The sequence below is a fragment of the Bradyrhizobium cosmicum genome (assembly GCF_007290395.2).
In the GTDB taxonomy this organism is placed as follows: domain Bacteria; phylum Pseudomonadota; class Alphaproteobacteria; order Rhizobiales; family Xanthobacteraceae; genus Bradyrhizobium; species Bradyrhizobium cosmicum.
Genome location: NZ_CP041656.2, coordinates 4,145,997 through 4,172,172, shown reverse-complemented (window position 1 = coordinate 4,172,172; position 26,176 = coordinate 4,145,997). Strand labels below are relative to the sequence as shown.

At 65.1% G+C, this 26,176-nt stretch carries 25 protein-coding genes; 6 read left to right on the top strand and 19 right to left on the bottom strand.

What is annotated here, in order from left to right:
- The first annotated feature begins 1 nt into the window (after window position 1).
- On the top strand, window positions 2-454 hold the full coding sequence (locus FNV92_RS20060) for a pyridoxamine 5'-phosphate oxidase family protein (protein WP_143844869.1): 453 nt from the start codon (window positions 2-4) through the stop codon (window positions 452-454).
- A 144-nt stretch (window positions 455-598) separates the two neighbouring features.
- Here the strand turns inward: FNV92_RS20060 and FNV92_RS20055 are convergent, their stop codons facing one another.
- The 4 genes from FNV92_RS20055 to FNV92_RS20040 form a co-directional block, all read right to left on the bottom strand.
- Entirely contained in the window at window positions 599-997 is a 399-nt protein-coding gene (locus tag FNV92_RS20055) for a VOC family protein (protein WP_143844870.1), read from the bottom strand.
- A 234-nt stretch (window positions 998-1,231) separates the two neighbouring features.
- Entirely contained in the window at window positions 1,232-1,747 is a 516-nt protein-coding gene (locus FNV92_RS20050) for a ParB N-terminal domain-containing protein (protein WP_143844872.1), read from the bottom strand.
- 239 nt (window positions 1,748-1,986) lie between these two features.
- On the bottom strand, window positions 1,987-2,370 hold the full coding sequence (locus tag FNV92_RS20045; protein WP_143844873.1) for a hypothetical protein: 384 nt from the start codon (window positions 2,368-2,370) through the stop codon (window positions 1,987-1,989).
- Window positions 2,371-2,717: 347 nt separating this feature from the next.
- The gene (locus tag FNV92_RS20040; RefSeq protein ID WP_143844874.1) at window positions 2,718-6,482 is read right to left on the bottom strand and encodes a vitamin B12-dependent ribonucleotide reductase; all 3,765 of its coding nucleotides are present in this window, start codon (window positions 6,480-6,482) and stop codon (window positions 2,718-2,720) included.
- 766 nt (window positions 6,483-7,248) lie between these two features.
- Between FNV92_RS20040 and FNV92_RS20035 the strand changes: the two genes are divergently transcribed.
- Window positions 7,249-8,145 (top strand): DMT family transporter, encoded by an 897-nt coding sequence (locus tag FNV92_RS20035; RefSeq protein ID WP_041748931.1) that lies wholly within the window; start codon window positions 7,249-7,251, stop codon window positions 8,143-8,145.
- On the opposite strand, the gene FNV92_RS20030 is transcribed toward FNV92_RS20035, so the two are convergent.
- The 3 genes from FNV92_RS20030 to FNV92_RS20020 all read right to left on the bottom strand — a co-directional run bounded on the left by FNV92_RS20030 (window position 8,111) and on the right by FNV92_RS20020 (window position 11,707).
- Window positions 8,111-10,393, bottom strand: a complete 2,283-nt coding sequence (locus FNV92_RS20030; protein WP_143844875.1) for a CHASE3 domain-containing protein — start codon at window positions 10,391-10,393, stop codon at window positions 8,111-8,113. The two genes, FNV92_RS20035 and FNV92_RS20030, sit on opposite strands and share 35 nt — an antisense overlap.
- Window positions 10,390-10,812, bottom strand: coding sequence for a response regulator (locus FNV92_RS20025; RefSeq protein ID WP_143844876.1), 423 nt, complete (start codon window positions 10,810-10,812; stop codon window positions 10,390-10,392). Before FNV92_RS20025 ends, FNV92_RS20030 begins: the two co-directional genes overlap by 4 nt.
- A 250-nt stretch (window positions 10,813-11,062) precedes the next feature.
- Window positions 11,063-11,707, bottom strand: a complete 645-nt coding sequence (locus FNV92_RS20020) for a BA14K family protein (protein WP_168213630.1) — start codon at window positions 11,705-11,707, stop codon at window positions 11,063-11,065.
- 234 nt (window positions 11,708-11,941) lie between these two features.
- On the opposite strand from FNV92_RS20020, the gene FNV92_RS20015 reads away from it, so the two are divergent.
- Window positions 11,942-12,349, top strand: coding sequence for an NADH:ubiquinone oxidoreductase subunit NDUFA12 (locus FNV92_RS20015; protein ID WP_143844878.1), 408 nt, complete (start codon window positions 11,942-11,944; stop codon window positions 12,347-12,349).
- Window positions 12,350-12,781: 432 nt separating this feature from the next.
- Here FNV92_RS20015 and FNV92_RS20010 read toward each other — a convergent pair whose 3' ends face one another.
- A complete protein-coding gene (locus FNV92_RS20010) occupies window positions 12,782-13,468 on the bottom strand; it encodes a DJ-1/PfpI family protein (protein ID WP_015686485.1) in 687 nt (228 codons plus the stop codon).
- Window positions 13,469-13,559: 91 nt separating this feature from the next.
- Here FNV92_RS20010 and FNV92_RS20005 point away from each other — a divergent pair, with 91 nt between their 5' ends.
- Window positions 13,560-14,501, top strand: coding sequence for a GlxA family transcriptional regulator (locus tag FNV92_RS20005; protein WP_015686484.1), 942 nt, complete (start codon window positions 13,560-13,562; stop codon window positions 14,499-14,501).
- Between the two features lie 37 nt (window positions 14,502-14,538).
- On the opposite strand, the gene FNV92_RS20000 is transcribed toward FNV92_RS20005, so the two are convergent.
- The gene (locus tag FNV92_RS20000) at window positions 14,539-15,369 is read right to left on the bottom strand and encodes an AraC family transcriptional regulator (protein WP_143844880.1); all 831 of its coding nucleotides are present in this window, start codon (window positions 15,367-15,369) and stop codon (window positions 14,539-14,541) included.
- A 137-nt stretch (window positions 15,370-15,506) separates the two neighbouring features.
- Here FNV92_RS20000 and FNV92_RS19995 point away from each other — a divergent pair, with 137 nt between their 5' ends.
- Window positions 15,507-16,202, top strand: a complete 696-nt coding sequence (locus FNV92_RS19995; RefSeq protein WP_143844881.1) for an O-methyltransferase — start codon at window positions 15,507-15,509, stop codon at window positions 16,200-16,202.
- Between the two features lie 97 nt (window positions 16,203-16,299).
- Here the strand turns inward: FNV92_RS19995 and FNV92_RS19990 are convergent, their stop codons facing one another.
- The 4 genes from FNV92_RS19990 to FNV92_RS19975 all read right to left on the bottom strand — a co-directional run bounded on the left by FNV92_RS19990 (window position 16,300) and on the right by FNV92_RS19975 (window position 19,062).
- The gene (locus FNV92_RS19990; protein WP_143844882.1) at window positions 16,300-17,298 is read right to left on the bottom strand and encodes a Na+-dependent transporter; all 999 of its coding nucleotides are present in this window, start codon (window positions 17,296-17,298) and stop codon (window positions 16,300-16,302) included.
- Window positions 17,299-17,339: 41 nt separating this feature from the next.
- Entirely contained in the window at window positions 17,340-17,750 is a 411-nt protein-coding gene (locus tag FNV92_RS19985; RefSeq protein ID WP_143844883.1) for a type II toxin-antitoxin system VapC family toxin, read from the bottom strand.
- Entirely contained in the window at window positions 17,750-18,007 is a 258-nt protein-coding gene (locus FNV92_RS19980) for a type II toxin-antitoxin system Phd/YefM family antitoxin (protein ID WP_143844884.1), read from the bottom strand. The genes FNV92_RS19985 and FNV92_RS19980 overlap by 1 nt, the downstream gene beginning before the upstream one ends.
- A 107-nt stretch (window positions 18,008-18,114) precedes the next feature.
- Window positions 18,115-19,062 carry an alpha/beta hydrolase gene (locus FNV92_RS19975; protein ID WP_143844885.1) on the bottom strand — a complete coding sequence of 316 codons (948 nt, stop codon included), beginning with the start codon at window positions 19,060-19,062 and terminating at the stop codon, window positions 18,115-18,117.
- A gap of 206 nt (window positions 19,063-19,268) precedes the next feature.
- On the opposite strand from FNV92_RS19975, the gene FNV92_RS19970 reads away from it, so the two are divergent.
- Window positions 19,269-20,300, top strand: coding sequence for a DUF2155 domain-containing protein (locus FNV92_RS19970; protein WP_143844886.1), 1,032 nt, complete (start codon window positions 19,269-19,271; stop codon window positions 20,298-20,300).
- A 37-nt stretch (window positions 20,301-20,337) separates the two neighbouring features.
- Here FNV92_RS19970 and aat read toward each other — a convergent pair whose 3' ends face one another.
- From aat to accB, 6 genes are all read right to left on the bottom strand, one after another.
- Window positions 20,338-21,018 carry a leucyl/phenylalanyl-tRNA--protein transferase gene (gene aat / locus FNV92_RS19965; RefSeq protein ID WP_143844887.1) on the bottom strand — a complete coding sequence of 227 codons (681 nt, stop codon included), beginning with the start codon at window positions 21,016-21,018 and terminating at the stop codon, window positions 20,338-20,340.
- A 64-nt stretch (window positions 21,019-21,082) separates the two neighbouring features.
- Window positions 21,083-22,186, bottom strand: coding sequence for a sensor histidine kinase (locus tag FNV92_RS19960; RefSeq protein WP_143844888.1), 1,104 nt, complete (start codon window positions 22,184-22,186; stop codon window positions 21,083-21,085).
- The gene (locus tag FNV92_RS19955; protein ID WP_143844889.1) at window positions 22,183-22,623 is read right to left on the bottom strand and encodes a response regulator; all 441 of its coding nucleotides are present in this window, start codon (window positions 22,621-22,623) and stop codon (window positions 22,183-22,185) included. The genes FNV92_RS19960 and FNV92_RS19955 overlap by 4 nt, the downstream gene beginning before the upstream one ends.
- Window positions 22,620-24,137 (bottom strand): sensor histidine kinase, encoded by a 1,518-nt coding sequence (locus FNV92_RS19950; RefSeq protein WP_143844890.1) that lies wholly within the window; start codon window positions 24,135-24,137, stop codon window positions 22,620-22,622. The genes FNV92_RS19955 and FNV92_RS19950 overlap by 4 nt, the downstream gene beginning before the upstream one ends.
- Window positions 24,138-24,243: 106 nt before the next feature.
- The gene (accC, locus tag FNV92_RS19945; RefSeq protein WP_143844891.1) at window positions 24,244-25,602 is read right to left on the bottom strand and encodes an acetyl-CoA carboxylase biotin carboxylase subunit; all 1,359 of its coding nucleotides are present in this window, start codon (window positions 25,600-25,602) and stop codon (window positions 24,244-24,246) included.
- Window positions 25,603-25,682: 80 nt separating this feature from the next.
- On the bottom strand, window positions 25,683-26,171 hold the full coding sequence (gene accB, locus FNV92_RS19940) for an acetyl-CoA carboxylase biotin carboxyl carrier protein (protein ID WP_015686473.1): 489 nt from the start codon (window positions 26,169-26,171) through the stop codon (window positions 25,683-25,685).
- Window positions 26,172-26,176: the final 5 nt, after the last annotated feature.

Below are 26,176 nucleotides of genomic sequence, written 5' to 3'. Positions count from 1 at the left end.
GATGGACAATCTGACCAGACAAAAGATCCAGACCTTGCTGGACCAGCACCGCACCATGCGGATTGCGACCTTGCGGGCGGACGGCTGGCCGCAGGTGACGACCGTCGGCTATGCCAACGAAGGCTTCACCATCTACTTCCTGTGTGGCCTCGACAGCCAGAAGGCGCAAAACCTGTCCCGGGACGATCGGGTCTCGCTCGCGATCGATGACGACCCGGCGCAGGTGATGGAAATCACCGGCCTCTCCATGGCGGCGCGGGCGCGAACCCTGACCGATCCGGCCGAAATCGAGAAGGCGATCGGCCTGTTGATGTCGCGTTATCCGGAGCAGAAGGCCGCCGGCCTGTCGATGCCGAACCCGTCCGAGGTTCGCCTGATCGCTCTGACGCCCACCGTGATCTCGCTGCTCGACTATTCCAAGGGGTTCGGCCACACCGATCTGGTGGAGTGTTGAGGCGGCAGATTCACTGCATGCGCGCTCGCGGTGACGCCGGCCTGACCCTGTCGCGGATGACGGCGACGTGCATCGAGGCGACATCGACAGTCAAGTGCACTGTGGTGATGCGAGGAACGATCCTTGGCTGACTGCGCCGGCCCATCAACGATCACTCAGGCGTCGTCTGGCCGCCTCGGTCACGGGTGTATAGAGGGCGACGCGGGTGCCCTCGGGGTCGGCGAACTGGACCGTGCGATTTCCCCATGGCAGATCCTTGGGCTCATGCACCACCTCGACCTGGTCTTTGAGCCGTGCGAATTCCGCATCAACGTCTGACACCATGAACTCCAGGATGGCGGTTCTATTGGCGCCGGGCTCCGCACTGCCTTCCTTGAAGATGGCGACCGTCTCCACGCTCCCGATTGCCAAAGTTGCGCCCGGTGTGACGATCTCGGCGAAGACGGGAGCAAGCCAGTCCGCGCGATAGCCTGTCACCAGCTCGTAGAAGGCCACCATGCTTTTGATGTCCGAGGCGACGAGACGGGTGGATGTAAACTTCACAATTTTCTCCTTCGGTCGTAACGATCTGTTTCCCTGCTCTTGTGACACAGCTGCTGCTGACAGCGTTGTGGCAGCAGCCGTCGTGCGAAAAGCGGAAGGGCTTGTTCAGATCATTCAGAGACTTCGAAGGTCGCGCCGCCCGGTCACCTCGGCACAGCTTGAGCGCAGGGGCGCGCGATGAACCATCTGCCGCGTCATCTCAAGACCTGTGATCTCAAGACTTGGAGCCGGCCATCAATAGCGGCTGCCGCTGCCCTTTTGCTGCGTGATCCAGGCCGACAATGATTTCGGCGCCGGTTTCGCAGTCCGGCCCGGTGATGCCTTCGGATTGTCCCGGGCGCCTTTGGTCGGACGGGTGCGCGACGCTTCCGTTGCGCCAGCGCCCTTCGAGGCAGACGTCGATGCCTCCGCGGCTTCCTTCTCGAGACGCAACTGTTTCAACCGCGCCATCTTGATGCGCTCGGCCTCGACTTCAGGTCGCTCGGCGAGCAGCGGCTTGGGTTGGGCAAGCTCGGCCGGGACCAGGACACCGAGTATGGTCGTCTCGCCGAGCGCCTTGCAGGCCTCTAACCGATGCAGTCCCTCGACCAGAACGAGGCGGTCTCCGTCGAGCCGAACGGAAATGGGAGTCTGTTGTCCGATATCCAGCATGCTTTCCGCGATCTCCGCGACGGTGTCGGGCTTGAGGGCCTTCTTGATCTTCGTGGGAACGAAGATCTTCTCGATCTGGAAGCTTTCCGGTTTGGGCATAAGTCGACTCCGCTTCTACCGGGGCCGTCGGAACGCATGCCGGTGGTGTCGGGAGTTTACGAGGGAAGGGCGCGACCGCAAAGGTAATTTCGGCGAAAGGGTATGGATGAGCATCGAAGCCGGAACCAAATCGCGATAACGGTGAAAATGAACGCCGTTGCCCTCGCGCACCAAACGCGAGCCGAAGCCGCAGATCGGAGCGAGGGATTAAGTGCGCTGTCACCGCAATTTCGCGCTTGTTATATTACATCGATAGGGTGTCCGGGGCCGTGATTGATGCCTGAATCGTCGATCGCCTTACCAGGCGAATTGTTGAGGAAAGTCTTGTATCGATCGGACGCCTTTCGCTTCGCAGCGGCCCAAAATCCGATACCGAAAACGGCTACTACCCAAGGTAGATAATTCAGCGCCGTGCCGACTTTCTCCTTCTGCCATATAGGCAGCACTACAGTAAAAAAATGGGTCACAAGAACCAGTAGTGCGACACCTACCGCAAGAGAAAGCTGGATTTCGAGATGAGTGATCAGCGCTCCAGTTTTTCTATGTCTTCCGAAATAGTAGTGAATGTCGCGCAAATCGCTTGGCAACAGGAACTGACGTTCAATATTTGCGATGATTACCAAATTGCGATTGTACCAATATCCGCGAGCGAGAGAGACATATCCCCTCCAAAGGGTCTGGGTCGGGACACGAACCGAACATCATCATTTGCAACTCAAGCAGCTCAATGCTTGGTTGAATTTAGCTAAGATATGGCGTTCAAAGGTTGGCGCAAGAAATTTGCCTGTAGATACGGCTGGTAGATCATTTTTCTGAGGATTTCTGTCCAGAGACCTTTCTGCCTAGGTCACGCACGGACGCGCCGCTTCAATGTAAGCAGACCGATGAAAAAGGCGGCCTTTCGGCCGCCCTCTTTCAGTTGTGGATGCCCGGGGCACGCCCGAGCGATCCTGACGATCGCAAAGATAGCTCAACTACACCCCGTCGTGCTGCCGCACGTATCGCACTTCATGCAGGTGCCATTCCGCACCAGCGTGAAGTTGCCGCACTCGCTGCACATCTCGCCCTCATAGCCCTTGGCCTTGGCTTCCGCGCGGCGCTCGGCCTTGCTGGGGGCTGCGGTCTGCGCGGAGCCTGACTTGCTCCATTGGAGGGCTTCGAGCTTCTCTGTGGGAGACAGGTCGTGCTGGACTTCCTGCTTCAGCGCGACCGCGCCTTCCAGGACGTCGCCGACGCGGGCGCTGGCGCCGTGCCCGGCCAGCGCGGTGACCTTGCTGCCGCCGGTCGGGGCGCTGTCGTTGCCCGAGGCCACAGCGGCCGAGCCGCCGCGCATCACGACGAGGTTGTCGGTGCGGGAGCGGGTGAGGCCGCGCGACACCAGCTTGTTGGCCTGGTGGGGCTCGCCCGGCTCCTTGCCTTCGTCGACGCCCTTGCCGAGCGCGTCGAAATTCGACTCGGTCGGATCGACATGGGCGAGATCGAAGCGCGACATGTAGCTCACCGCGAGCTCGCGGAAGACGTAGTCGAGGATCGAGGTCGCGTACTTGATGCTGTCGTTGCCCTGCACGGGGCCCGCCGGCTCGAAGCGGGTGAAGGTGAAGGCATCGACATATTCGTCGAGCGGCACGCCGTACTGCAGGCCCAGCGACACCGCGATGGCGAAGTTGTTGATGAAGGAGCGCAGCGCCGCGCCTTCCTTGTGCATGTCGATGAAGATCTCGCCGAGACGGCCGTCGTCATATTCGCCGGTGCGGAGATAGACCTTGTGGCCGCCGACGACCGCCTTCTGGGTGTAGCCCTTGCGGCGATCCGGCATCTTCTCGCGCTCGCGCATCACGATGATGCGCTCGACCAGCTTCTCGACGATCTTCTCCGAGACCTGGGCGGTGCGTGCCGCCATCGGCTTGTCGTGGAAGGCCTCGACCGCATCGTCCTCGTCCTCATCGTCGGCGATGAGCTGCGAGTTGAGCGGCTGGGACAGCTTCGAGCCGTCGCGGTAGAGCGCGTTGGCCTTCAGCGCCAGCTTCCACGACAGCATGTAGGCGGACTTGCAGTCCTCCACCGTGGCGTCGTTCGGCATGTTGATGGTCTTGGAGATCGCGCCCGAGATGAAGGGCTGCGCCGCCGACATCATGCGGATGTGGCTCTCGACCGACAGATAGCGCTTGCCGATCTTGCCGCAGGGATTGGCGCAGTCGAACACCGGATAGTGCTCGGCCTTCAGGTGCGGGGCACCTTCCACCGTCATCGCGCCGCAGATGTGGACGTTGGCCGCCTCGATCTCGCGCTTGGTGAAGCCCACGGCCTGGAGCAGGTCGAAGCCCGGCGCGGCAATGGCTTCAGCGCCAATGCCCAACTGGTCGCGAATAAAATCTTCGCCGAAGGTCCACTTGTTGAAGGCGAACTTGATGTCGAAGGCGGTCGGCAGGGCCTTTTCGACCTTGGCGATGGCTTCGTCGGTGAAGCCCTTGGACTTCAGCGTCGAGGCGTTGATGCCGGGCGCGTTGGAGAGCGAGCCGTGGCCGACGGCGTAGGCCTCGATCTCCGCGATCTCGCTCTCGCGATAGCCGAGCGCGCGCAGCGCCGCGGGCACCGCGCGGTTGATGATCTTGAAGTAGCCGCCGCCGGCGAGCTTCTTGAACTTCACCAGCGCGAAGTCGGGCTCGATGCCGGTGGTGTCGCAATCCATCACGAGGCCGATCGTGCCCGTGGGCGCGATCACCGTGGTCTGGGCGTTGCGATAGCCGTGCTTCTCGCCGAGCTCGAGCGCCGCATCCCAGGCGGCCTGGGCGTGGGTGACGAGATCGGTCTGCGGGCAGGAGACCAGGTCCATCGGCACCGGGTTGACCGAGAGCGCCTCGTAGCCGTTGGACTGGCCGTGGGCGGCGCGGCGGTGGTTGCGGATCACGCGCAGCATGTGCGCGGCGTTCTTCTTGTAGCCGGGGAAGGTGCCGAGCTCGGAAGCCATTTCCGCCGAGGTCTTGTAGGTGATGCCGGTCATGATCGCGGTCAGCGCGCCGGCGATGGCACGGCCTTCCTTGCTGTCATAGGGCAGGCCCATGGTCATCAGCAGGCCGCCGATGTTGGCATAGCCGAGGCCGAGGGTGCGGAACTCGTAGGAGAGCTCGGCAATCGCCTTGGACGGGAACTGAGCCATCATCACCGAGATTTCTAGCACGATGGTCCACAAGCGGCAGAGATGCTCGTAGCCCTCCACGTCGAAGCGCTTGGTGGGGATGTCATAGAACGTCAGCAGGTTGGCGGAGGCGAGGTTGCAGGCCGTGTCGTCCAGGAACATGTATTCCGAGCACGGATTGGAGGCGCGGATGTCGCCGGACGCCTTGCAGGTGTGCCAGTCGTTCATGGTGGTGTTGAAGTGCAGGCCCGGGTCGGCCGACGCCCAGGCGGCGTAACCGATCTTTTCCCAGAGGTCGCGTGCCTTCAGCGTCTTGGTGATCTTCTTGGTGGTGCGTCCGACGAGATTCCAGTCGCCGTCGGTTTCGACCGCGCGCAGGAAGTCGTCCTTCAGCGAGACCGAGTTGTTGGAATTCTGGCCGGACACCGTGAGGTAGGCTTCGGAATCCCAGTCGGTGTCGTAGACGTCGAACTGGATGTCCTTGTAGCCCTGTTTTGCAAATTGGATGACGCGCTTGATGTAGTTATCGGGCACCAGCGAGCGGCGAGCCAATTTGATTTCCCGGCGCAGGGCAGGGTTCTTCTCGGGGTCGAAGCAATCGTCGCCCGAGCCTTCGCAGTTGACGCAGGCCTTCAGCACCGCCTTGAGGTGCTTCTGGTTGATCTTGGAGCCGGTGACGAGAGCCGCGACCTTCTGCTCCTCCTTCACCTTCCAGTCGATATAGGTCTCGATGTCGGGGTGATCGACGTCGACCACGACCATCTTGGCCGCGCGGCGCGTGGTGCCGCCCGACTTGATCGCGCCGGCGGCGCGGTCGCCGATCTTGAGGAAGCTCATCAGGCCGCTCGAGCGGCCGCCGCCGGACAGCTTTTCGCCTTCGCCGCGCAGGCGCGAGAAGTTGGAGCCGGTGCCGGAGCCGTACTTGAACAGGCGGGCTTCGCGGACCCAGAGGTCCATGATGCCGCCTTCGTTGACGAGGTCGTCACCGACGCCCTGGATGAAGCAGGCGTGCGGCTGCGGGTGCTCGTAGGCCGATTTGGACTTGGTCAGCTTGCCGGTGAAGGGGTCGACGTAATAATGGCCCTGGCCGGGGCCGTCGATGCCATAGGCCCAGTGCAGGCCGGTGTTGAACCATTGCGGCGAGTTCGGCGCGACCATCTGCATGGTCAGCATGTAGCGGAGCTCGTCGTAGAAGGTCTGGGCGTCAGCGTCGGAGGTGAAGTAGCCGCCCTTCCAGCCCCAATAGGTCCAGCAGCCGGCGAGGCGGTCGAACACCTGCTTGGCCGAGAGCTCGCTGACATAGCGCTCCTTCTCGGGGAGAGCAGCGAGAGCTTCGGTATCGGGCACGGAGCGCCACAGGAAGGAGGGGACGGATTCCTCCTCGACCTTCTTCAGGCGCGCGGCAACGCCCGCTTTACGGAAATACTTCTGGGCCAGCACGTCGGAGGCAACCTGCGACCACGCGGTCGGCACCTCGACGTTCTCCAGCTTGAACACGACCGAGCCGTCGGGATTCCTGATCTCCGACGTGGTGTGCCGGAATTCGATCCCGGCGTAAGGTGACTGTCCTACCGTGGTGTGGCGCCGCTCAATCCGCATCGTATTGCCCCGTCCTTATTTTTAACCGGCGCGCCTCCGCTCGGGCGACCGGGTCGATATTTCGGTTCGCGAGTCCTCCAGCGGCCGTGCCGGCCCAGAGGCTTCGCAGTTCAGCCGGTGGTTCCGGCCCGGTTTCTCCCGGCGCGATGGGTCGGTGCGTGCACCTTTCATCGGCCGGCATGCCCACACCCATCCGCCCCCAAGGGGATGCGCGTGACATGCGTTCAACGCCCCACAACATCACAACGTCTACCGTGCCATTCGAGCCTGTTGCCGGCCCGTTCTGGCGCCCGAAAAGTCCGCTTCGCCGGGCAGACAAGCCCTTATCCCGCGGCCTTTGGCTGGCTTGGCGGAGTGGCGATTTGCGAGACCCTTTGGGGGAGTGCCGGCGGGACGCAAACTCACTCGCGCCGAACGGTTCGAAAGCTAGGACTCTCCGTTGCGCCCGTCAAGAACTAGTGCGAGTTCCTGAATCAAATACTAAATATGGTGGATTGTGGGGGATAACAGGGGGCAAGCCCGCGCCTGATGTGGAAGCAAGTATCAGTGAGTCCTCAGGGATTCCCAACCGAAAAAATTTCCATCCTGTGGTGTTCCCAGCGCTTCCTCCCGCTCTTCACAGGGCAGGTATATTTTTGGCCGACGGGGTTGCGCCGGGGGGACTCACGTAGGGCTACGGACGGTGAGGGCAGGCATGCCCGCCGAGGTGGTGGTGGAGCCGGCGAATCCGCGCCAAGCTGGCCTCGTTTTCCGCCGGGGTCCCCACATGCTTGATTCGACTCGCCGGGATGCGCGACCGCGCATCGCCCCGGCCGGCCTGATGTTCCTCGCCATCACCTCGATCGGCTGGGGCTTCAACTGGCCGGTGACGAAGTTCCTGCTCTCAGAGCTGCCGCCGCTGACCCTGCGCGGGGTCACCGGCGTGCTGGGCGCGTTGCTGCTCGCCGCGCTTGCTCTGGTCCGCGGCGACAGCCTCAGGGTTGCGCGCGAGATCTGGCCGCGGCTGGTGCTGGCCGGGCTGCTCAACGTCACCGGCTGGATGGTGCTGATGGGGCTGGCGCTGCTCTGGCTGCCGGCGAGCGAGGCGGCGCTCATCGCCTACACCATGCCGGTCTGGGCCTCGATCATCGCCTGGCCGGTGCTGGGCGAGCGGCCGACCCTGTTGCGCACGCTGTCGCTGGTGATGGCCTTTGTCGGGCTCGCCTCGATCATGGGCGGCAACGGCATTGCCGCGAGCGCGGCGAAGCTGCCCGGCATCATCATGGCGCTGTGCGGGGCGGCGGGCTTTGCGCTCGGTACGGTGCTGCTGAAGAAATACCCGATCCGCCTGCCGCCGGTGACGGCGGCGGCCTGGCAGATCGGGCTCGGCTGCTTTCCGATCGCGATCGTCGGCCTCGTCTTCGAGACCTCGCATCTGGAGCTGGTGACGCCGGTCGGCTGGTGGCTGCTGGTGTATTCGACCGTGGTGCAGTTCTGCATCGCCTATGTCAGCTGGTTCGCCGCGCTGTCGCGCCTGCCGGCCTCGGTGGCAGCGATCGGCACCATGGCGGTGCCGGTGATCGGCGTCGCGGCCTCCGCGATCGCGCTACACGAGCCGCTCGGGCCCGGGCAGATCGCGGCGCTGATGTTCACGCTGGCGGCCGTGGTGCTGGCGACGCGGTAGCTAGCCCGCCCCCGCCCAGCGCCTTCCGGATCATCTCGGCGAGCTGGTTACGGCGATACGGTTTTGTCAGCAGCATCACGCCGTCGTCGAGCTTGCCGTGGTGGACGATGGCGTTGTCGGTGTAGCCGGAGGTGTAGAGCACCTTGACGCCCGGCCTCAGCCTGGCGACCTCATCGGCGAGCTCGCGCCCGCTCATGCCGCCGGGGATGACGACGTCGGTAAAGAGGAGATCGAAGGCCTGGCCGGCCTCGATCAGTTGCAGCGCGGCGCGGCCGTCGGCGGCGGCGACCGTCTTGTAGCCGAGGCTCTGCAACTGAACGGTGACGAAGTTGCGTACCATCGGGTCGTCCTCGACCACGAAGATGGTCTCGGCGCCGCCTTCGGCCGGCGGCGTCGTGGGAGCGGCCGCTTCGACCATGCCTTCGCCCGGCGGCAGATAGAGCTTGATCGTGGTGCCGTGGCCTTGCTCGCTGTAGATCTTGATATGGCCGCCGGACTGCTTGACGAAGCCGTAGACCATGGACAGGCCGAGGCCGCTTCCCTTGCCGACCTCCTTGGTGGTGAAGAACGGCTCGAAGGCCTTCTGCTGGATGTCCGCCGACATGCCGGTGCCGGTGTCGCTGACCGCGAGCATCACGTAGGGGCCCGGCCGCACCTCCGCGTTGGCCTGCGCATAGGCCTCATCCAGCACGACGCGGTGGGTCTCCAGCAGCAGCTTGCCACCGTTCGGCATGGCGTCGCGGGCGTTGATCGCCATGTTGAGCACGGCATTGGTCAGCCGCGACGGATCGATATGCGCCGTCATCGGGCCCGGTTCCAGCACGGTCTCGATCTGGATCTGCTCGCCGAGGGTGGGGCGCAGCAGTCTTGCGATGTCGGCGATCGCACTGTTGATCTCGACATTGCGCGGCTGCAGCGGCTGCCGGCGTGCGAAGGCGAGCAGGTGCTGGATCAGCTCGGCGCAGCGCTCGGCCGCATCGTCGATCAGCCGCGCCACGCGCTGCAGCTCGGGCTGCTGCTTCAGGCTCGCGACCAGCGTCTCGGTGTTGCCGGAGATCACGGTCAGCATGTTGTTGAAGTCGTGCGCGACGCCGCCGGTCAGCTTGCCGATCGCATCGAGCTTCTGCGATTGATGCAGTTGCCGCTCGATCTCGCGCGAGGTCGTCGCATCGTGATAGACCAGCACGGCGCCTGTGACCTTGCCTTGCCCGTCACGCATCGGACGGCCGCTGATCATGAGATGGCGCACGCCATTGCCGCTGTGCGGGCGGACGATCATCTCCAGCTCTTCGAATTGCTCGCCGCGGAGCACGCGTGCCGACGGCAGTTCGTCGGGCTTGAGCGGCGTGACGCCGTCGCCATGGAAGACGTCCGACATCGCGCGCAAATTGCCGAGGCCCATGCCGGTGCGATGCAGCAGCATGCGCTCCGCCGCCGGGTTGGACAACAGGATGGTGCTGTCGGCGTCGATCACCAGCACCGCCTCCGCCATGCTGTGGAACGTGCTCTGCAGCACGTTGACCGACAAGCGCAGCTCGTCATGTGCGGTGACGAGGTGCGCGGTCCGCTCGGCGACCGCCGCCTCGAGCGCCTCCTTGGCGGCCTGCGTCGCGTGCAGCGAGCTCTGGAGCTTATCCGTCGTACGCCGGCTCTCGCGCAGCAGCATGACGACGAGCAGCAGGATCACCAGCGCGCCGATGACGTCGATCCCGAGCAGCACGATGCCGGTCCGGCGGGAGTCGGCCTCGCGGTCGGCAAGCAGCTTCTCCTCGCCTGCGGCCAGCCGTTCCAGATTTGCTGTCAGCGTTTCCATCAGGCCGCGGCCCTCGGCGCGGTCTCTCAGCGCATTGAAGCCGTTGGCATCGCCATTTGTGCGCAGCCTCAGCGCCTCGGCCGCGACCTCGATGCGGCGGAGGATGAGGGGCTCGGTGGCCTCGAACAGCGTCACCTGATCGGAATTGTCGCTGACCGCGCGCTTGAGGTCGCCGAGCGCCGGTGCGATCCGGCTTCGGGCAGCCTGGAATTCCTCGGCGAAGCCTGCGGTGCGGTAGATCTCGTGGCCGCGCACCGCGCTCTCGGCGCGGCGAACCCAGAGGTGCACATCCGAGATCTTCTTCAACACCTCGACAGTGTGGTTGACGCGGGCCGCGTCCGACCGCGACTTGACGTCGAGGCCGATCGAGGCGGCGGTGATGATCAGGAGGATGGCAAGTCCAGCACCGAGAATGACACGCTGCGAGGGGATCAAGGTGCTTCTTTCTTGTCCTTCGGCAGTGCGGCCTCGCCGGAGCCGCCGAGGCATTCCCGGATCGTGGTCAGCAGCGCGTCCGGTGTGAACGGCTTGCGCAGGCAGCGCGCAGCCCCGAGCTCCAGCGCCATGCGGAGGAAGTCGGGAGAGGGCGAGGCGGATGATGCGAACGCGTAGCCTGACATCGCGATCAGCGGAATTGCGGGCGCGCGTTCGTGAAAGATGCGGATGGATTCGAAGCCGCGCATATGCGGCATGAAAATATCGATCAGCATCACATCGAACGTCTGCGCTTCGAGCGCAGCCAGCCCCGTTTCTCCGCCGTCGGCCAGCGTGACGTCGAAGCCCTGACGTTGAAGCAGGACCTCGATGGTCGCGCCGACCATCGGATCGTCATCTACCACGAGGATACGCGGCATGACATTTCCCAGTAGATCGAAGTCCCCATACCTGTCGGTGATATAGGCGAATCAAGCAGTGGGTCAATTTGGGATTGGATCATTGTAGATATGCACGGTGTGGTGAATACAGGTCCATCGGCGATAAAAATTTACAGAACATCGCAAGGATGATGCGCGCGCTGCGCGCGTAACGGGCTATGTGCGCGCGCCAAACGAAAGAGGCGCCGCTGCAATGCGACGCCTCTTCCTCTAGAGATGGTCGATGCGCTTACGGGCAGGGATGGCGCAGGCCGTCATAGCCGAGATACGTGCCCGAGGCCGGGTCGTAGGATTTGAAGCGCTGCGCGCAATAGGCCGACGAATCTCCGCCAGTGTCCGGGACCACCGCGACTGACGGCTCGTCATAGTAACTGTCATCGCCGTAGTAGTAGGGGTCGCTGTAATAACCGCCGCCGCCGTAATAGGCGTACGAGCCGATGCCGCCGATCGCCGCACCCGCCACGACGCCGGGCCAGAAGCCGCCGCCGCCATGGCGACGCCAGCCGCCGCCATGATGCCAGTTACCGCCGCCGCCATGCCAATTGTTGCCCGCGGTCGCTACGGGGCGGCCACCGCCACCGAAGCCGGGTCCAGCGCTCGGACGCATCGCCGGGCCGGCCGCGAAATTGCCGCCGCCACCGATCCGCGGACCGCCACCGAAGCTGCCGCCGCCCATGCGCGGGCCGGCGCCGCCGCCGCCGAAGCGGGCGCCACCGCCGCCACCGCCAAAGTGAGCGCCACCACCACCGCCGCCGAAATGAGCGCCGCCACCACCGCCACCGCCACGGCCGGGGCCCTGAGCGAAGCTCGGCGTCGCCAACGGAAGAACCAGCGCCAGCGCTGCAGCGGCGCTTAAAACCTTCAGACTGTTCATGTTCAAACTCCTTTTCCCGGAAGCAAACCCATCGAGTGGGCTAGAGTTCCTGGGTTCACGCGGCTGTGCGCGTGTGAAGGGGAGATTTTCACGCCGTCGCTGTACCCGGCATGAACGGATCGCGTCCGATTTGGGGCGGGGCACGCGTTTGCGTGGGGCAAGTCCGCTCCGGCCGAACTGGACATTTCGCCGCCCGGATGGCATCAGGGCCAGACGAAGCAGGGCCCTTGCCGCATGAAACAGTTCTTTCTCAAGTTCTTCACCTGGTGGAGTGGCCAGACGTTCGGCACCCAGCTCTGGACCAAGCGGTACGGAGAGCTGGTCGGCCAGGACGAGCAGGGCAACCTCTACTATCGCACCCGCGGCGGGGTGATCGATCCGACGCTCGGCTTCGAGCGGCGCTGGGTGATCTATAACGGTTACGCCGAAGCGAGCCGAATCCCGCCGTCCTGGCACGGCTGGATGCATCATACCGTCGACGTTCCGCCGACCGAGGACAACTATCGGCCGCGCGAGTGGGAAAAGCCGCACCAGCCGAATCTCACCGGCACCGCCAACGCCTACCGCCCCTCGGGCTCGACGCTCGCCAGCGGCAAGCGTCCGAAGGCGACCGGCGACTATCAGCCCTGGATCCCCGGCTAGGCTGCCGGTCTCCCGAATCTTCACCGTCCGACTGGATGCACCAGCATCCGCCTCACATCGCTGTGGACAACGGGAACAGCGGGGATGGCGCCTGCGCGCCCATTGCCGCCCGGCAGGCGATGCGGCTCAATGGTCCCATCTTACGGAGATGGGAGACCATCGCGTTCGGTTCGGGCAACAGTTCGCGACTGTCCCGAGATGCAGCGGCCGCCGACCAGGACTCGATCGGGAGATAGGCCCCCGGTCTGGAAGCTCCGAAATCGCCCGATGAAATGTGCAGCCGCCGTAAGACAGGAAAGGCCGCTCGGGAAACCGGGTGGCCTTTTTCTGTTGTGTCATTGCGAGCGCAGCGAAGCAATCCAGAGTCTTTCCGCGGTGGCAGTCTGGATTGCTTCGCTGCGCTCGCAATGACGATGCTGATGCAGGCAGTGCCTACTTCACCCGCTCGGCCGCGCGCTTCACCGCCTCGAGGCGGTGCGCCTGGTTTTGGGCGCCGCGTTCCCTGAGCAGCGCCAGCACCTCGGCCGGCGCCGTGTCGGGCGAGCCGGAATTGAACGGCGGTGCGGGGTTGTATTCGATCTGGAGCTGGATCGCTTCCGCCGTGGTGCGGTCGACCAGGATCGACACCAGCGTCAGTGCGAAATCGATTCCCGCAGTGACGCCGCCGCCGGTGATGCGGTTGCGGTCGACGCAGACGCGCGTCTTGGTCGGTGTCGCGCCGAATTGGCTCAGCATCTCCATCGCGCTCCAATGGGTCGCGGCGCGGTAGCCTTTCAACAGGCCGGCTGCGCCGAGCGCCAGCGATCCCGTGCAGACCGAGGTGACGTACTTGGCGCCCTCGGCCTGCCTGCGCAGGAAATCCAGCACCTCCTCGTCATTGAGCAGATCGTTGGTGCCGCCGCCGCCGGGCACGCAGATCACGTCGAGTTGCGGGCAGTCGGCGAACGTCGTGGTCGGCGTCAGCGTCATCACGGAATCGCTCGGCACCGGTTCGATCCGTTTCCAGATCAGATGCAGCTTTGCGCCCGGGACCATCGCGAAGACCTGCAACGGCCCGGTGAAGTCGAGCTGGGTGACGCGCGGAAACACCAAAAGTCCGATCTGGAGCGGTGACGACATGAGAGCCTCCAACTATGAGCTTGACGGGTGCAGCCTGTCATGATGCCCTTCTGTCCAAAATGGCGTAATTCCCTCACTTTCGGACATGACCATGATCGGCATCCTGATCTTCCCCGATTTCCAGTTGCTCGACGCGGCAGGTCCCATCTCGGTGTTCGAGGTCGCGGCGCGCTGTCTCGGCAAGGCAACGACCGGGATCAAGGTGCTGGCGCTGAACGCGGGACTGGTGCGCAGCTCGTCCGGCGTCGAGATGATGGCGCGGGACTTCAAGTCGGCGAATGCGATCACGACACTCGTCATCGCGGGCGGCGCGGGCGTGGCGGATGCGGCCCGCTGCGAGGTCACGCGCGCCTTCGTGCAGCGGCTGGCGAAGCGCGGCGTGCGCGTCGCCAGCGTCTGTTCGGGCGCCTATGTGCTGGCCGAAGCGGGCCTGCTCGATGGCCGCCGCGCCACCACGCATTGGGGACGCACGCGCGATTTCGTCGCGCGCTACCCGAAGGTGAAGTTCGAGCCGGACCAGATCTTCACGCACGACGGCAATGTCTGGACGTCGGCGGGCATCACCGCCGGCATCGACCTCGCGCTGGCGATGGTCACCGAGGATCATGGCGAGGAGATCGCGCAGCAGGCCGCGCGGCATCTCGTGCTGTATCACCGGCGCAGCGGGGGCCAGTCGCAATTCTCCTCGCTGCTGGAGTTGAAGACGCCGAACGGCCGCTTTGGCGCGCTGCTGTCCTGGGCGCGCGAGAATCTGGATGCCCGATTGACGGTCGAAGACCTCGCCGATCGCGCCGGCATGAGCGCGCGGCATTTCGCCCGCGCCTTTGCCGCAGAGACCGGTACGACGCCGTCAAAAGCGATCGAGCGCTTGCGCATCGAGGTCGCGCGCGAGCGCGTGCAGTCCTCGCGCGAGGCGATCGAGCTCGTTGCAGAAGCGACCGGCTTCGGCGACCCCGAGCGCATGCGCCGCGCCTTCATCCGTGCCTTCGGCCAGCCGCCGCAGGCGCTGCGGCGCGCGGCGCGGGCGGGGTAGGCGTGTAGTACATACGCCGTGCGCGGGCGGGACGGTGTCACCAAGGCGAAGAACGCGCGTTTCGGCCGGCATGGCGCTCCGCCATGTATCTGCCCGGAGACGTGCCGAGCGTCTTGCGGAACATGGTGACGAAACTCGGCACGCTTTCATAACCAAGGTCGGCGGCCACCTGCTGGATCGAGGAGCCACCGGCCAGCCACTGCACCGCGAGCATGACGCCGAGCTGCTGGCGCCAGCGCCCGAAGCTCATCCCGGTCTCCCGGCTGATCAGCCGCCCAAGCGTCCGCTCGCTCATGCCGGCGCGCTCTGCCCACCCCTCCAGCGATCCACGGTCGGAGGGTGAGGCCATCATGAGGTCGGCCAAAGCGCGCAGCCGCGGATCGACCGGCATCGGCAAATGCAGGTCCTCGACCTTGGCGGCCGCGATCTCATCGAGCAACACCGCGATCAAACGCGAATTCACTCCGTCCTCGTCGTACAACAACGGCAGGCTGGCGGCACGGAACAGCAGTTCACGCAGCAGGGGCGTCACGGAGACGGTGCTGCAGCGTTGCGGCAGCCCCGCATCGATGCCGGCGGCGACGAACGCGCTATAACCTTCGAGCGTGCCCGTCGCCTTGATGGCGTGCAGCGCGCCACCCGGTATCCAGACGGCGCTGCGCGGCGGGACGATCCACAGTCCGCCCTCCACCCGGCAACTCAGCGCGCCGCGCTGCACGAGCATGATCTGCCCCTTGGCGTGGCAGTGCATGTCGAGCTCGAACGACCCGACCATCTTCGACGCCATGCCATAGGCGACGACCGGGCGCGCGACCTCGTCGGGCTCGGTCCAGTCGGACGCAACGGAGCTGTCTGTGAGAATGGGCATCGCTCGATCTACCATGCCGCTTGGCGAGACTGGATAATAATTTGTCCAGACTTCGTAATGACGCCAACGCGACCTCCCTTTACGCAAACGGGCAGTCGAGGCCGGAACGGTCTTGCCATCACCGAAAGGGGACTTTCATGACACTGCTGAGCAGCAAGCGCGTCGCAGAGACGCTCGACAAACTCCACGCCGATGCCGACGCCGCGGATCGCGACCTGATGGCCAAGATGATGGCGCAGGTCGAGACATCAGGCGAAACGCTGAAGGATCTGGCCGCCAGGTTTGTCGACGAGGAACGGATGAACTATCGGGCGACGTATCGGGGGCACGCCGATCATTTCCTGGCGATTTCTCCAGCCTATGGCCGCTTCCTTTACGCGGTCGTGCGCGCCCGCAGGGCGACCCGGATCGTCGAGTTCGGCACGTCGATGGGGGTCTCAACGATTTATCTCGCGGCCGCGCTTCGCGACAATGGCGGGGGACAACTGATCGGCTCCGAGCTCGAACCCACGAAAGTGACGCGGGCGCGGGCTCACCTCGAAGCGGCGGGGCTTGCCGACCTGGTGGAGATCCGCGAGGGCGATGCGCTCGACACGCTCAAGGACGTCGGCGGCGAGGTTGATGTTCTATCGATCGATGGCGCGTTTTCGCTGTACCTGCCGGTGCTCAAACTGATCGAGCCACGGTTGGCGCCCGGCGCCGTGATCTTCGGGGAGAACGCCTTTGCGCAGGACTATCTTGACTACGTCCGCACTCCCGCCAATGGATATTTCTCCCGGTCGCTCGACATCGACGAAGGCCGCGGCAACGAATTCACCGTGCGGGTCGGGTGACGCCTGTCAGCAGAGCTGGCTCCCCCTGGCAAGGGTAAATTTGGGACGAGAGAAGCGACATTCGGAATGTCCCGTTTGGAGCATTCCCGTTATCGCTTCAGAGCACATGCCCAGGCTTGCTGCTCACCGGCGCGGTGCCGGAAGTCACCGCCCGCGCCGTGAAGCGCCGCGCGATCGGCATCAGCATGTAGGGCGCCAGATGAATCGGAAACTGCGTCATCGCGAAATAGAGCCATGTGGTGGGCGGCAGCGCGCCGGCGGTCGCGGCCAGCATCAGGCCGAGATTGCGCTGTGACACCATCAGCCCGAGCGCCAGGGCGCGCTCGTAGCCGATGCGGCGGAACAGCAGCGTGGTCACGGCGAGCAGCGTGAAATAGATCGCGAAGGACAGCGCCGCGAGACCGATCGTGAACAGGGGCTGAGCCACGAGCTCGCTTGCGACATCGCCCATGATCGCGGCCGCGAAGGCCAGGAGGATGATGATGTTGAAGCCGTCGATCGGCTTCTTGTGACGCTGGATCGCGTCCGCGCCGAAGGTCCATCGGATCAAGGTTGCGGCCAGCAGCGATGCCGCGAGGATGCCTGATAGCTTCAGGCCCAGCGCCGGCGGCGAGATGCTGAGCATGTCGCCGAGGAAGAGGCCTGCGAACAGCGAGGCCGTGAACGGCACCAGCGCGGTTGAAGCCACCAGCGTGACCAGCACGAGCGTGGCATCGAGGCCCATCAGCGCGGCCAGCGCTGGCGCTGCCATCATCGGCGAGGCCATGCCCTGCAGCATCAGCGCGAGGAAGAGACCGGGCGAGCGGCTGGTAAGCCCGGTGACATGCGCGATCAGCCCCACGATCAGCGGCACGCCGATCGTGGTCCAGACCGTGGCGGTCGCCACCAGCGCCGGCCGGCGCAGATGGTGGTGGAGCGCGGCCAGATCGACCCGCATGAAGGAGATGCAGAGCAGAACGAAGATGGCTTCGGTGATGTAGGGCCGCAGCAGCACGCCCAGCGGCGGAACCGCCATGGCGACGAACACGACGGCGGCGACCGCGCGCGTGCCCTGGCCGCCGAGCCAGGTCAGTGCGCGCAAAACAGCAGAGTGCATTTTGAAGTGTCCGGGGATGGCAATTCGAGGGGCGAGGCTGGCTACTTGCCTTCAAATGGATTGACGATGCGGACTCCCGCCGGCTTGAAATCCGACACATTGCGCGTCACGACGGTCAGCCCGTGCTCGAGCGCCGTGGCGGCGATCATGAGGTCGGCGCTTTCATTGCCGAGCGCGGCACTGAGAGTCCCCCAGCGACGTGCGGTCTGCAGATCAAACGGCAGGATTTGTGTGCCGTAGAGAGCGAGAAGGCGATCCAGCCAGCCGGCGAGCGCATCTGCAAAGCTCGGATCTGCAGCGCGTTGACGCGCGATTCCGCGTTCGATTTCGCCGATGCTGACGACGCTGAGGAAAAGATCGGCCGTTCGCTGCCGCTCCATCCAGGCGACCACGGACGGGTTGCGTCTGGTCCGACGCAGTTCGGACAGCGTGACGGTGTCGAGCAGAAACATCAGAGGCCGACGTCACGAATTGCGATGCGCGCGCGCGGAAATTCCTCGTCGTCTTGCGGCATTTCAAGAAGCAGATCGGAAAGAGAGGGTGCCCGCGCGCGTTGCAGCTCCTGCAGGCGTTCAAACTCCGCGGCATTCAGGATCACCACAGCGGGTTTGCCATGCCGCGTCACGGTCTGTGGCGCGCGTTGCGCCGCAATGACCACCTCGCTGAAGCGGTTCTTTGCGTCCTGCACCGACCAGACTCGCTTGGACATGTTCAGTCTTTCCAGTTCCGTTATTCTAGCCAGAATTTCTGGCCAGAATATGCGGCCGCTGATGGCCTTCGTCAAGGGACAGGCCAACGCTTGCGGATCGTCACGCGTCAGCCGAATCCCTTCAGCCACGCGCCGATCTCGCTGACGGCGACATTGGCCTGCTGGAGCAATTTGCCCATCGTGAAGAAGCCGTGGAACTGGCCGGGATAGTGCTTGTACGTGACGGGCACGCCGGCCTGCTTGAGGCGCGCGGCGTATTCGTCGCCTTCGTCGCGCAGGGGATCGGCGCCGGCGGTCAGCACATAGGCCGGCGGCAGGCCGGCAAGGTTTGTCGCGCGTGCCGGCGAGGCGCGCCAATCGTGGATGTCGGCGGCGCCGTTGAGGTAGTGATCGCGGAACCAGCGGATCACCGAATGCGTCAGCAGCACGCTGGTCTCGGGCTCGCTGTGCGAGCCGTGCGTCATGGCGAAATCGGTCGCCGGGTAGATCAGGACCTGGCCTGCGATTTTCGGACCGTCGCCGTCACGCGCCGCGAGCGCGACCACGGCCGCAAGGTTGCCGCCGGCGCTGTCGCCGCCGATCGAGAGGCGCGCGGCGTCGATGCCGAGCTCGCGCGCGTTGGCGGCGATCCATTTGGTGGCGGCGATCGCGTCATCGGCGGCGGCGGGAAATTTGTGCTCGGGCGCGAGGCGATAGTCGATCGATATGACGACCAACGCGCCAGCGTCGGCAAGCTGGCGGCAGACGACATCGTGGGAGTCGAGATCGCCGATCACCCAGCCGCCGCCGTGGAAGAACACCAGAGCGGGCGACAGGCCATGCTGCAGACGTGGCTGCTTCGGAACATAGATGCGTGCCGGGATCGTGCCGTGCGGAGCCGGGATCGCAAGCGGCGCGACGCGCGCCAGCTCCGGGGCGTCAGGATTGGTGGCAAAGCGGGCCTGCGCGTAATAGGCGCGCGCTTCGTCCGCGGTCAGGCTCTCGTAGGCGGGCCGGCCGGCCTCCTGGAAGGCCTTGTAGACGGCGGCGGCATCGGGATCGAGCACGACGGGCATGGGGAGGGACCCTTGAGGTTCTGGTTATCGTTGGACGCAATTTTCGGGGGCGATGCCCGCCTCGGCCCCGGGGAGGAGCTTGCCGACTATCCCACTCGGCCGCCGCTCTGGCCAGATGGCGCCGGACAGGGCAGGAATGCCGCCCTTTCCCCGCCGTATTCGCCGTGTTAACCCGATGACCTGCGAGCGGCGGTATCCCCTGTAGAATGTCCAGCAAGCCCGATTCGCTGTTGAAGCCGCGCGAGACAATGGTTCGAACCTTTACCCTGACAAGTCTTGCGGCGCTTCTGGCCGCCACCGCACTGACGGTTGCGACGCCCGCGCAGGCGCAGATCGGCACGATCTTCTCCGATCCGCCGCCGCGGCCGCCCGGCGCGATTCCGCGTGGTCAGCCGCAGCCGCAGATGCCCGATGAGGACGACGAGGAGGTCCCCGCGCTGCCGCCGCAGGGCCGCGTGCTGCCGTCGCGTCCGATGCCGCCGCCCCAGGGACGGCAGGGCAACGTGATGCCGGGGCCGGTCGAGTCCCAGCCGCTGGCGCCGCCGCCGGGCTCCGCCGCCGCGCCGCCGAACCAGGTGCCGCCCGTCGCGGTCGCGCCGCCGCAGGGCGCCCCGGGTGCGCCCGGTCAGCGCCAGCCCCAGCAGAAGGGCGGGCCGGTGCCGCAGACGCCGGCGAGCCTGCAGCCGGGCGACGAGGTCGTGACCGAGCCGCCGGCCCAGAAGATCGTGAACAAGAAGGCGACCTTCTCCGGCCTCGACAAGATCACCGGACGCATCATCAATTTCGACGAGGATATCGGCGAGACGGTCCAGTTCGGTGCGCTCAGGGTCAAGACCGACGCCTGCTACACGCGGCCGGCGACGGAAGCCGCCAATACCGACGCCTTCGTCGAGGTCGACGAGATCACCTTGCAGGGCGAGGTGAAGCGCATCTTCTCGGGCTGGATGTATGCGGCGAGCCCCGGCCTGCACGGCGTCGAGCACCCGATCTACGACATCTGGCTGACCGACTGCAAAGAGCCGCAGCAGACCATCGCGACGGCGGCGCCAGATCCCGCGAACAAGCCGGCCACGGCACCCCCGCCACCCGCGCAGAAGAAGGCCGCGCCCAAGCAGGCCGTGCAGCAGCGTCCTCCGCAGCCCTTGCCGCCGATCCAGCAGCAGCAACCGGCGCCGCCACCGCCCCCGCCGCCGGAGCAGCGTCCGGGTCTGTTCGGTATTCCGGGGTTTGGCCGCTAGGCCAAATCCCCCGGGTTCGGCCGCCAGGCTCTCAGACTTATTGCCGGGAAGCGATGATCTCGAGCGCTCGTGCGCCCGGGATCGCGGCGCCTCCTGCGAGCCTGAGGAAATCGCCGGGCTCGCCGGCGAGGGCCTTGTCGAGCAGCGCCGTGTAGCGCCGCCGCGGAATCTCGACCGCGCCAAAACTCTTCAAATGCTCGGTGACGTATTGCGTGTCGAGCAGCTCGAAGCCGCCATGAATGAGCCGCGCGACCAGGTGCACCAGCGCGACCTTCGAGGCATCGCGTGCGGTGTGAAACATGCTCTCGCCGAAGAAGGCGCGTCCGAGGCTGACGCCGTAGAGCCCGCCGACGAGATCGTCGCCCTGCCAGGCCTCGACGCTGTGGCAATGGCCGAGGTCGTAGAGGCCGCCATAGAGGTCACGGATGCGCTTGTTGATCCAGGTGTCCTCGCGTCCGGGCTGCGGCGCGGCGCAGCCGGCGATGGTCGCCTTGAAGGCGGTGTTGACGGTCACGCGAAACAGATCCGAACGCACGGTGCGCGCGAGCCGCGAGGCGACGCGAAATCCCGCGAGCGGGATCACGCCGCGCAATTCCGGCTCGACCCAGAACAGGGTCGGATCGTCGGCGCTTTCGGCCATCGGGAAGATGCCGCAGGCATAGGCCCGCAGCAGCACGGCCGGCGTGATTTCAGACGAAGCGGAGTCGCGCGAAGTCATGGTTCGCAACAATAGCAGGATCGCGGTGGGGTTGCGATGGTGAGGAACCCCGTGCAATCGCGGGTCAGCTCGCCGCGGCGCTGCTCGCCCGGTGGGGCGTCGTTGGCACGCGGCGGAACTTGAGGAGAATGCGGGTGCCGGAATGGGCGGGGTCGCGCTCGACGGTGGCATCCAGCTTGGTGGCCATCGCCGCGACGATGCGCTGGCCCATGCCGGTGGAGCGCGGATCGGCCTTGACCTTGTCGCCGACGCCGTCGTCCGTGATCGACAGCAGCAGATCGTCGCCCTGCGAGGTCAGCTCGACATGGATGGGGCCGGCGCCGTCGGGATAGGCGTATTTCACCGCGTTCATCACCAGCTCGTTGACGATGATGCCGACGGCGACGGCGCGGTCCGGATCGATCTCGATCGCCTCGGCCTTCACCGTCAGGCGCGACATCCGGTTGCCTTCGGCCGAGCGCCGCAAATCCTCGAGCAGGGAGTCCAGATATTGATTGAGGACGACGCTCTTCAGATCCTGCGAGGTGTAGAGGCGGCGATGCACCTGCGCCACCGCGGCGACGCGCCCCATCGCGTTGGTGAGCGCCGCCTTGACCTCGTCCTGGCCGGCGGAGCTTGCCTGCAGATGCAGCAGCGAGGCGATGATCTGGAGCGAGTTGCCAACGCGGTGGTTGACCTCGCGCAGCAAGAGCTCGCGTTCGGCGGCGAGGGCCGCGTAGCGGTCGCGCGAGGCGTGGATCTCGGCTTCGGCTTCCTCGCGCGCCTTCTGCAATTCGGCCTGGCGCAGCGCGCCGTCGGCAGCGACGTGGAGCAGCGGGATGAAGTCGCCCCTGACGTCCTTGACGAGATAGTCGGACGCGCCCGCCTTCAGCGCGGTGACCGCGATGCTGGAATCCTGCGAGGCGGTGACGAACACCACGGGCGGTGCGCCCGCGATCGCCATGATCTGCTCGAGCGTCTCCAGCCCGTCGAGTCCGGGCATGTACTGGTCGAGCGCCACGACATCGATGCCGCCCTCGATCTGCGCGCGACGGATCTGCTCGAGGCCTTCCTCGCCGCTGGCGGCATGGACCACCTTGTAGCCGCGTCGCGTCAGGCCGCGATCGACAAGGCGTGCCAGCGCCGCGTCGTCGTCGATGTAGAGCAATGTGGGCGTGCGCTGGTTCATGAGGCGGCGGGCGGGACCTGGATGACCGAGAAGAACAGACCCAGCTGCCGGATGGCGTTGGCGAAATTCTCGTAATTGACCGGCTTGGTGATGTAGACGTTGCAGCCGAGCTCGTAGCAGCGCTTGATTTCCTGGGAATCGTCGGTGGTGGTCAGCACCACCACGGGCGAGGCCTTCAGATATTTGTTTTCCTTGATCTGCTTCAGGATATCGATCCCGGTCATGTCGGGAAGATTGAGGTCGAGCAGGATCAGCAGCGCGTTGCCCTTCTGCGTGAGCCCGGTGCCGTCGGCGCCGAACAGGTGCTTCATCGCATCGGTGCCGTTGGTGAAGGGGATGATCTCGTTGTTGACGCCGGAGCGACGGATGTTGCGCTCGATCAGCCGCGCATGTCCCTCGTCGTCCTCGATCATGATAATGCTGACAGGCAGAGTCATTGGTCCGAGTTCCGGTTGCTGGCGTTCCAGTTGATCGGCAGCGTAACGATGAAGGTGCTGCCCGTATTCAGTTCCGACGATACCGACATGGTGCCCCCGAGGCGACGCACAAGTGCACGCACATGCGCAAGACCGATGCCCTGACCGGGTTTGTCCTGGGTTCCCGCACGCCGGAACAGGTCGAAGATCCGCTGATGATCCTTCGGGTCGATGCCGCGGCCGTTATCGCTGATCTCGAAGATAGCGTATCCGAGCTTGGTGCGCCCCCGGATTCTGATCTCGCCGGGAACGCCGTTCTTGAGATACTTAATCCCGTTGTCGATCAGATTGGAGAAAATCTGCTCCAGCGCAAGACGGTCGCTGACGATATTCGGCAGCGGTTCGACGTGGATCTCGGCCTGGGCTTCCGAGGCCTGATGCGCCAGCGTCGACACGATCGCCTCGATCAGCTCGCGTGTGTCGATCTTCACCGGCTCGAATTCGCGCCGGCCCTCGCGGGTGAGATTGAGAATCGCCGAAATCAGGCGGTCCATCTTGGCGATCGACGACTTGATGAAGCCGAGCGCTTCGGAGAAGTCAGCCGAAAGCTGCTTGTCGGGGCCTTCGAGCGCGATTTCGCCGGCAGCCGGCGGCGGCCCGCCGGTCGCGGCCTGGGTGAGCCCGCCGATGCGGCGGAAGACGTCGCCGCTGAGCTCCTCGAGTTCGCTGGTAAAGCCCATGATGTTGACCAGAGGCGAGCGCAGATCGTGGCTGACGATATAGGCAAAGCGCTGGATCTCGTTGTTGGCTTCGCGCAGGTCCGCCGTGCGCTCGTCGACGATGGCCTCCAGGTTGAGATTGGCGTCGCGCAGCCGCGTCTCGGCCTCGTCGCGGGCCCGCGCGGAGCGCCGGACCAGCCAGGTCGAAATCAGCGCCAGCAGTACGACGAGGGCGGAGCCGATGGCCGTCATCGATGCGGCGAAGGTCTGGCTACGGTCCGCGTTCATCGAGCGAAGGCGGAACAGTCGCTCCTCTTCCTCGATCATTGCGCCCGCGGTGCGGCTGATTGCGGACGTGGTGTCCGCAGCGGCGGCCTCGCGGACGAGCGCCGTAGCCCGGTCGGGCTGTCCCCGCCGAATGAAGTCCATTTCCTGTGCGAATTGGCCGAGACGGCTATCGATGGCCGTGTGCAGCTTCTCCATGCTGTCACGTTGCAGCGGATTGTCGCTGGTCAGGCGCGTGACCCGGTCGAGGACAGGACGGATGGCCGCGACGGCCTTCTCGTGGTCGGTCTTGAAAGTCTGCCCCTGGGTCAACAGAAAGCCGCGAGCGCCGCTTTCGGCCCGGCGGATTTCAAGCAGCAGAGTGTTGAGCTGGTTCTCCACCTCGATGGTGTGAAGGACCCACTTGTTGTCGTCTCTTGCCTTGTTGACGAGATAGACCGAGCCGGCGCTGATCACGGCCAACACCAAAAGCCCCGCTGTCACCAGCAGGACGTGCCAAACCGCGCGCCGCCGCTGCGCCTCAGCCGTCACGACGGTCTCGCCCTGTTACGCTCGTGAAGTTCAATACGCCCCCTTGGAACCGTCCCAACCGAACCAGAACGCGGTTCAGGCCACCGAGTTCCATGGTCCGCTGAAGTTATTTCGCGGCGGGGGCAGCCTTGCCCGCGAGGTACTGCTCCAGCCAGTGGATGTGGTAGTCGCCGTTGATGATGTCGTCCTCGCGAACCAGGTCGCGGAACAGCGGTAGCGTCGTCTCGATGCCCTCGACCACCATCTCGTCCAGCGCCCTGCGCAGTCGCATCAGGCATTCGGCGCGGGTCTTGCCGTGCACGATCAGCTTGCCCACCAGGGAGTCGTAATAGGGCGGGATAGTATAGCCCTGATAGACTGCGGAATCGATGCGGACACCGAGCCCGCCCGGCGGGTGGTATTGCGTGATGCGGCCCGGCGAAGGCCGAAAGGTCTGCGGATTTTCGGCGTTTATGCGGCACTCGATCGCGTGGCCGATGATCTGGATCTCGTTCTGCTTGGCCGGCAGATCGCCGCCGGCGGCGATACGGATCTGCTCCAGCACGAGGTCGATGTCGGTGATGCTCTCGGTGACGGGATGCTCGACCTGGATGCGGGTGTTCATTTCGATGAAGTAGAACTCGCCGTCCTCGAACAGGAATTCGATCGTGCCGACGCCGAGATATTTCATCTCGCGCATCGCCTTGGCGCAGGTCTCGCCGATCTTGGCGCGCGCCGCCGCGGCCAGCACGGGCGAGGGGCCTTCCTCCCAGACCTTCTGGTGACGGCGCTGCAGCGAGCAATCGCGCTCGCCGAGATGGATGGCGCCGCCGCGGCCGTCGCCGAGGATCTGGATTTCGATGTGGCGCGGCTTCTGGAGATATTTCTCGAGATAGACCGAGGCGTCCCCGAAGGCCGACTTCGCTTCGTTCGCCGCCGTCGACAAAGCCACCAGAAGGTCCGCCTCGCTCTGCGCGACCTTCATGCCGCGCCCGCCGCCGCCGGCTGCCGCCTTCACCAGCACGGGAAAGCCGATCTTCCTGGCGATCGCCATCGCGTCGTCCTCGGGGCCGACCGCGCCGTCGGAGCCGGGCACGACGGGGATGCCGAGCTTCCTGGCCGTCTTCTTGGCCTCGATCTTGTCGCCCATCAGACGGATATGCTCGGCCTTGGGGCCGATGAAATGCAGATTGTGCTCGCCGAGGATTTCGGCGAAGCGCGCGTTCTCGGACAGGAAGCCGTAACCGGGATGCACGGCATCCGCGCCGGTGATCTCGCAGGCCGCGAGCAGCGCGGGTACGTTGAGATAGCTGTCCTTGGACGGCGGCGGCCCAATGCACACGCTTTCGTCCGACAGGCGCACATGCATGGCGTCAGCGTCGGCAGTCGAGTGCACGGCGACGGTCGCGATCCCGAGCTCCTTGCAGGCGCGCAGGATGCGAAGGGCGATCTCGCCGCGATTGGCTATGAGGATCTTGTCGAACATTTTGCCTCAGGGGGCGATGGGGAACAGCGAATGGCGAATGGGGCGGAGCAGCTATTCGCTACTCGCACTTCGCCACTCCCTCACTCAATAATAACGAGCGGCTCGCCGTACTCGACCGGCTGGCCGTCCTCGACCAGGATCTGCGTCACCGTGCCGGCACGCGGCGAGGGGATCTGGTTCATCGTTTTCATGGCTTCGATGATGAGCAGCGTCTGGCCCACCGAGACCTTGCTGCCGACCTCGATGAACGGTTTCGCGCCGGGCTCCGGCGCCCAATAGGCGGTGCCGACCATCGGAGATGTCACGGCACCTGGATGCTTCGACAGGTCGGGCGCGGCAGCCGCAGGGGCGGCGGCTGTGGCGATCGCCACGGGCGCTGTGTGCGCCATCGGCGCCGGCATCGTCGCGGCGACGCTGATGTTGCGGGCGACGCGCAGGCGCAGGCCGGCGCGTTCGATCTCGATCTCGGTGAGGCTGGTCTCGTCGAGCAGGAGTGCGAGCTCGCGGACGAGCGCGGAATCCTCGCTGGAAAACTTTGCGGCTGCTTTGTCGTCTGGCTGGCGCGCCATGTTCT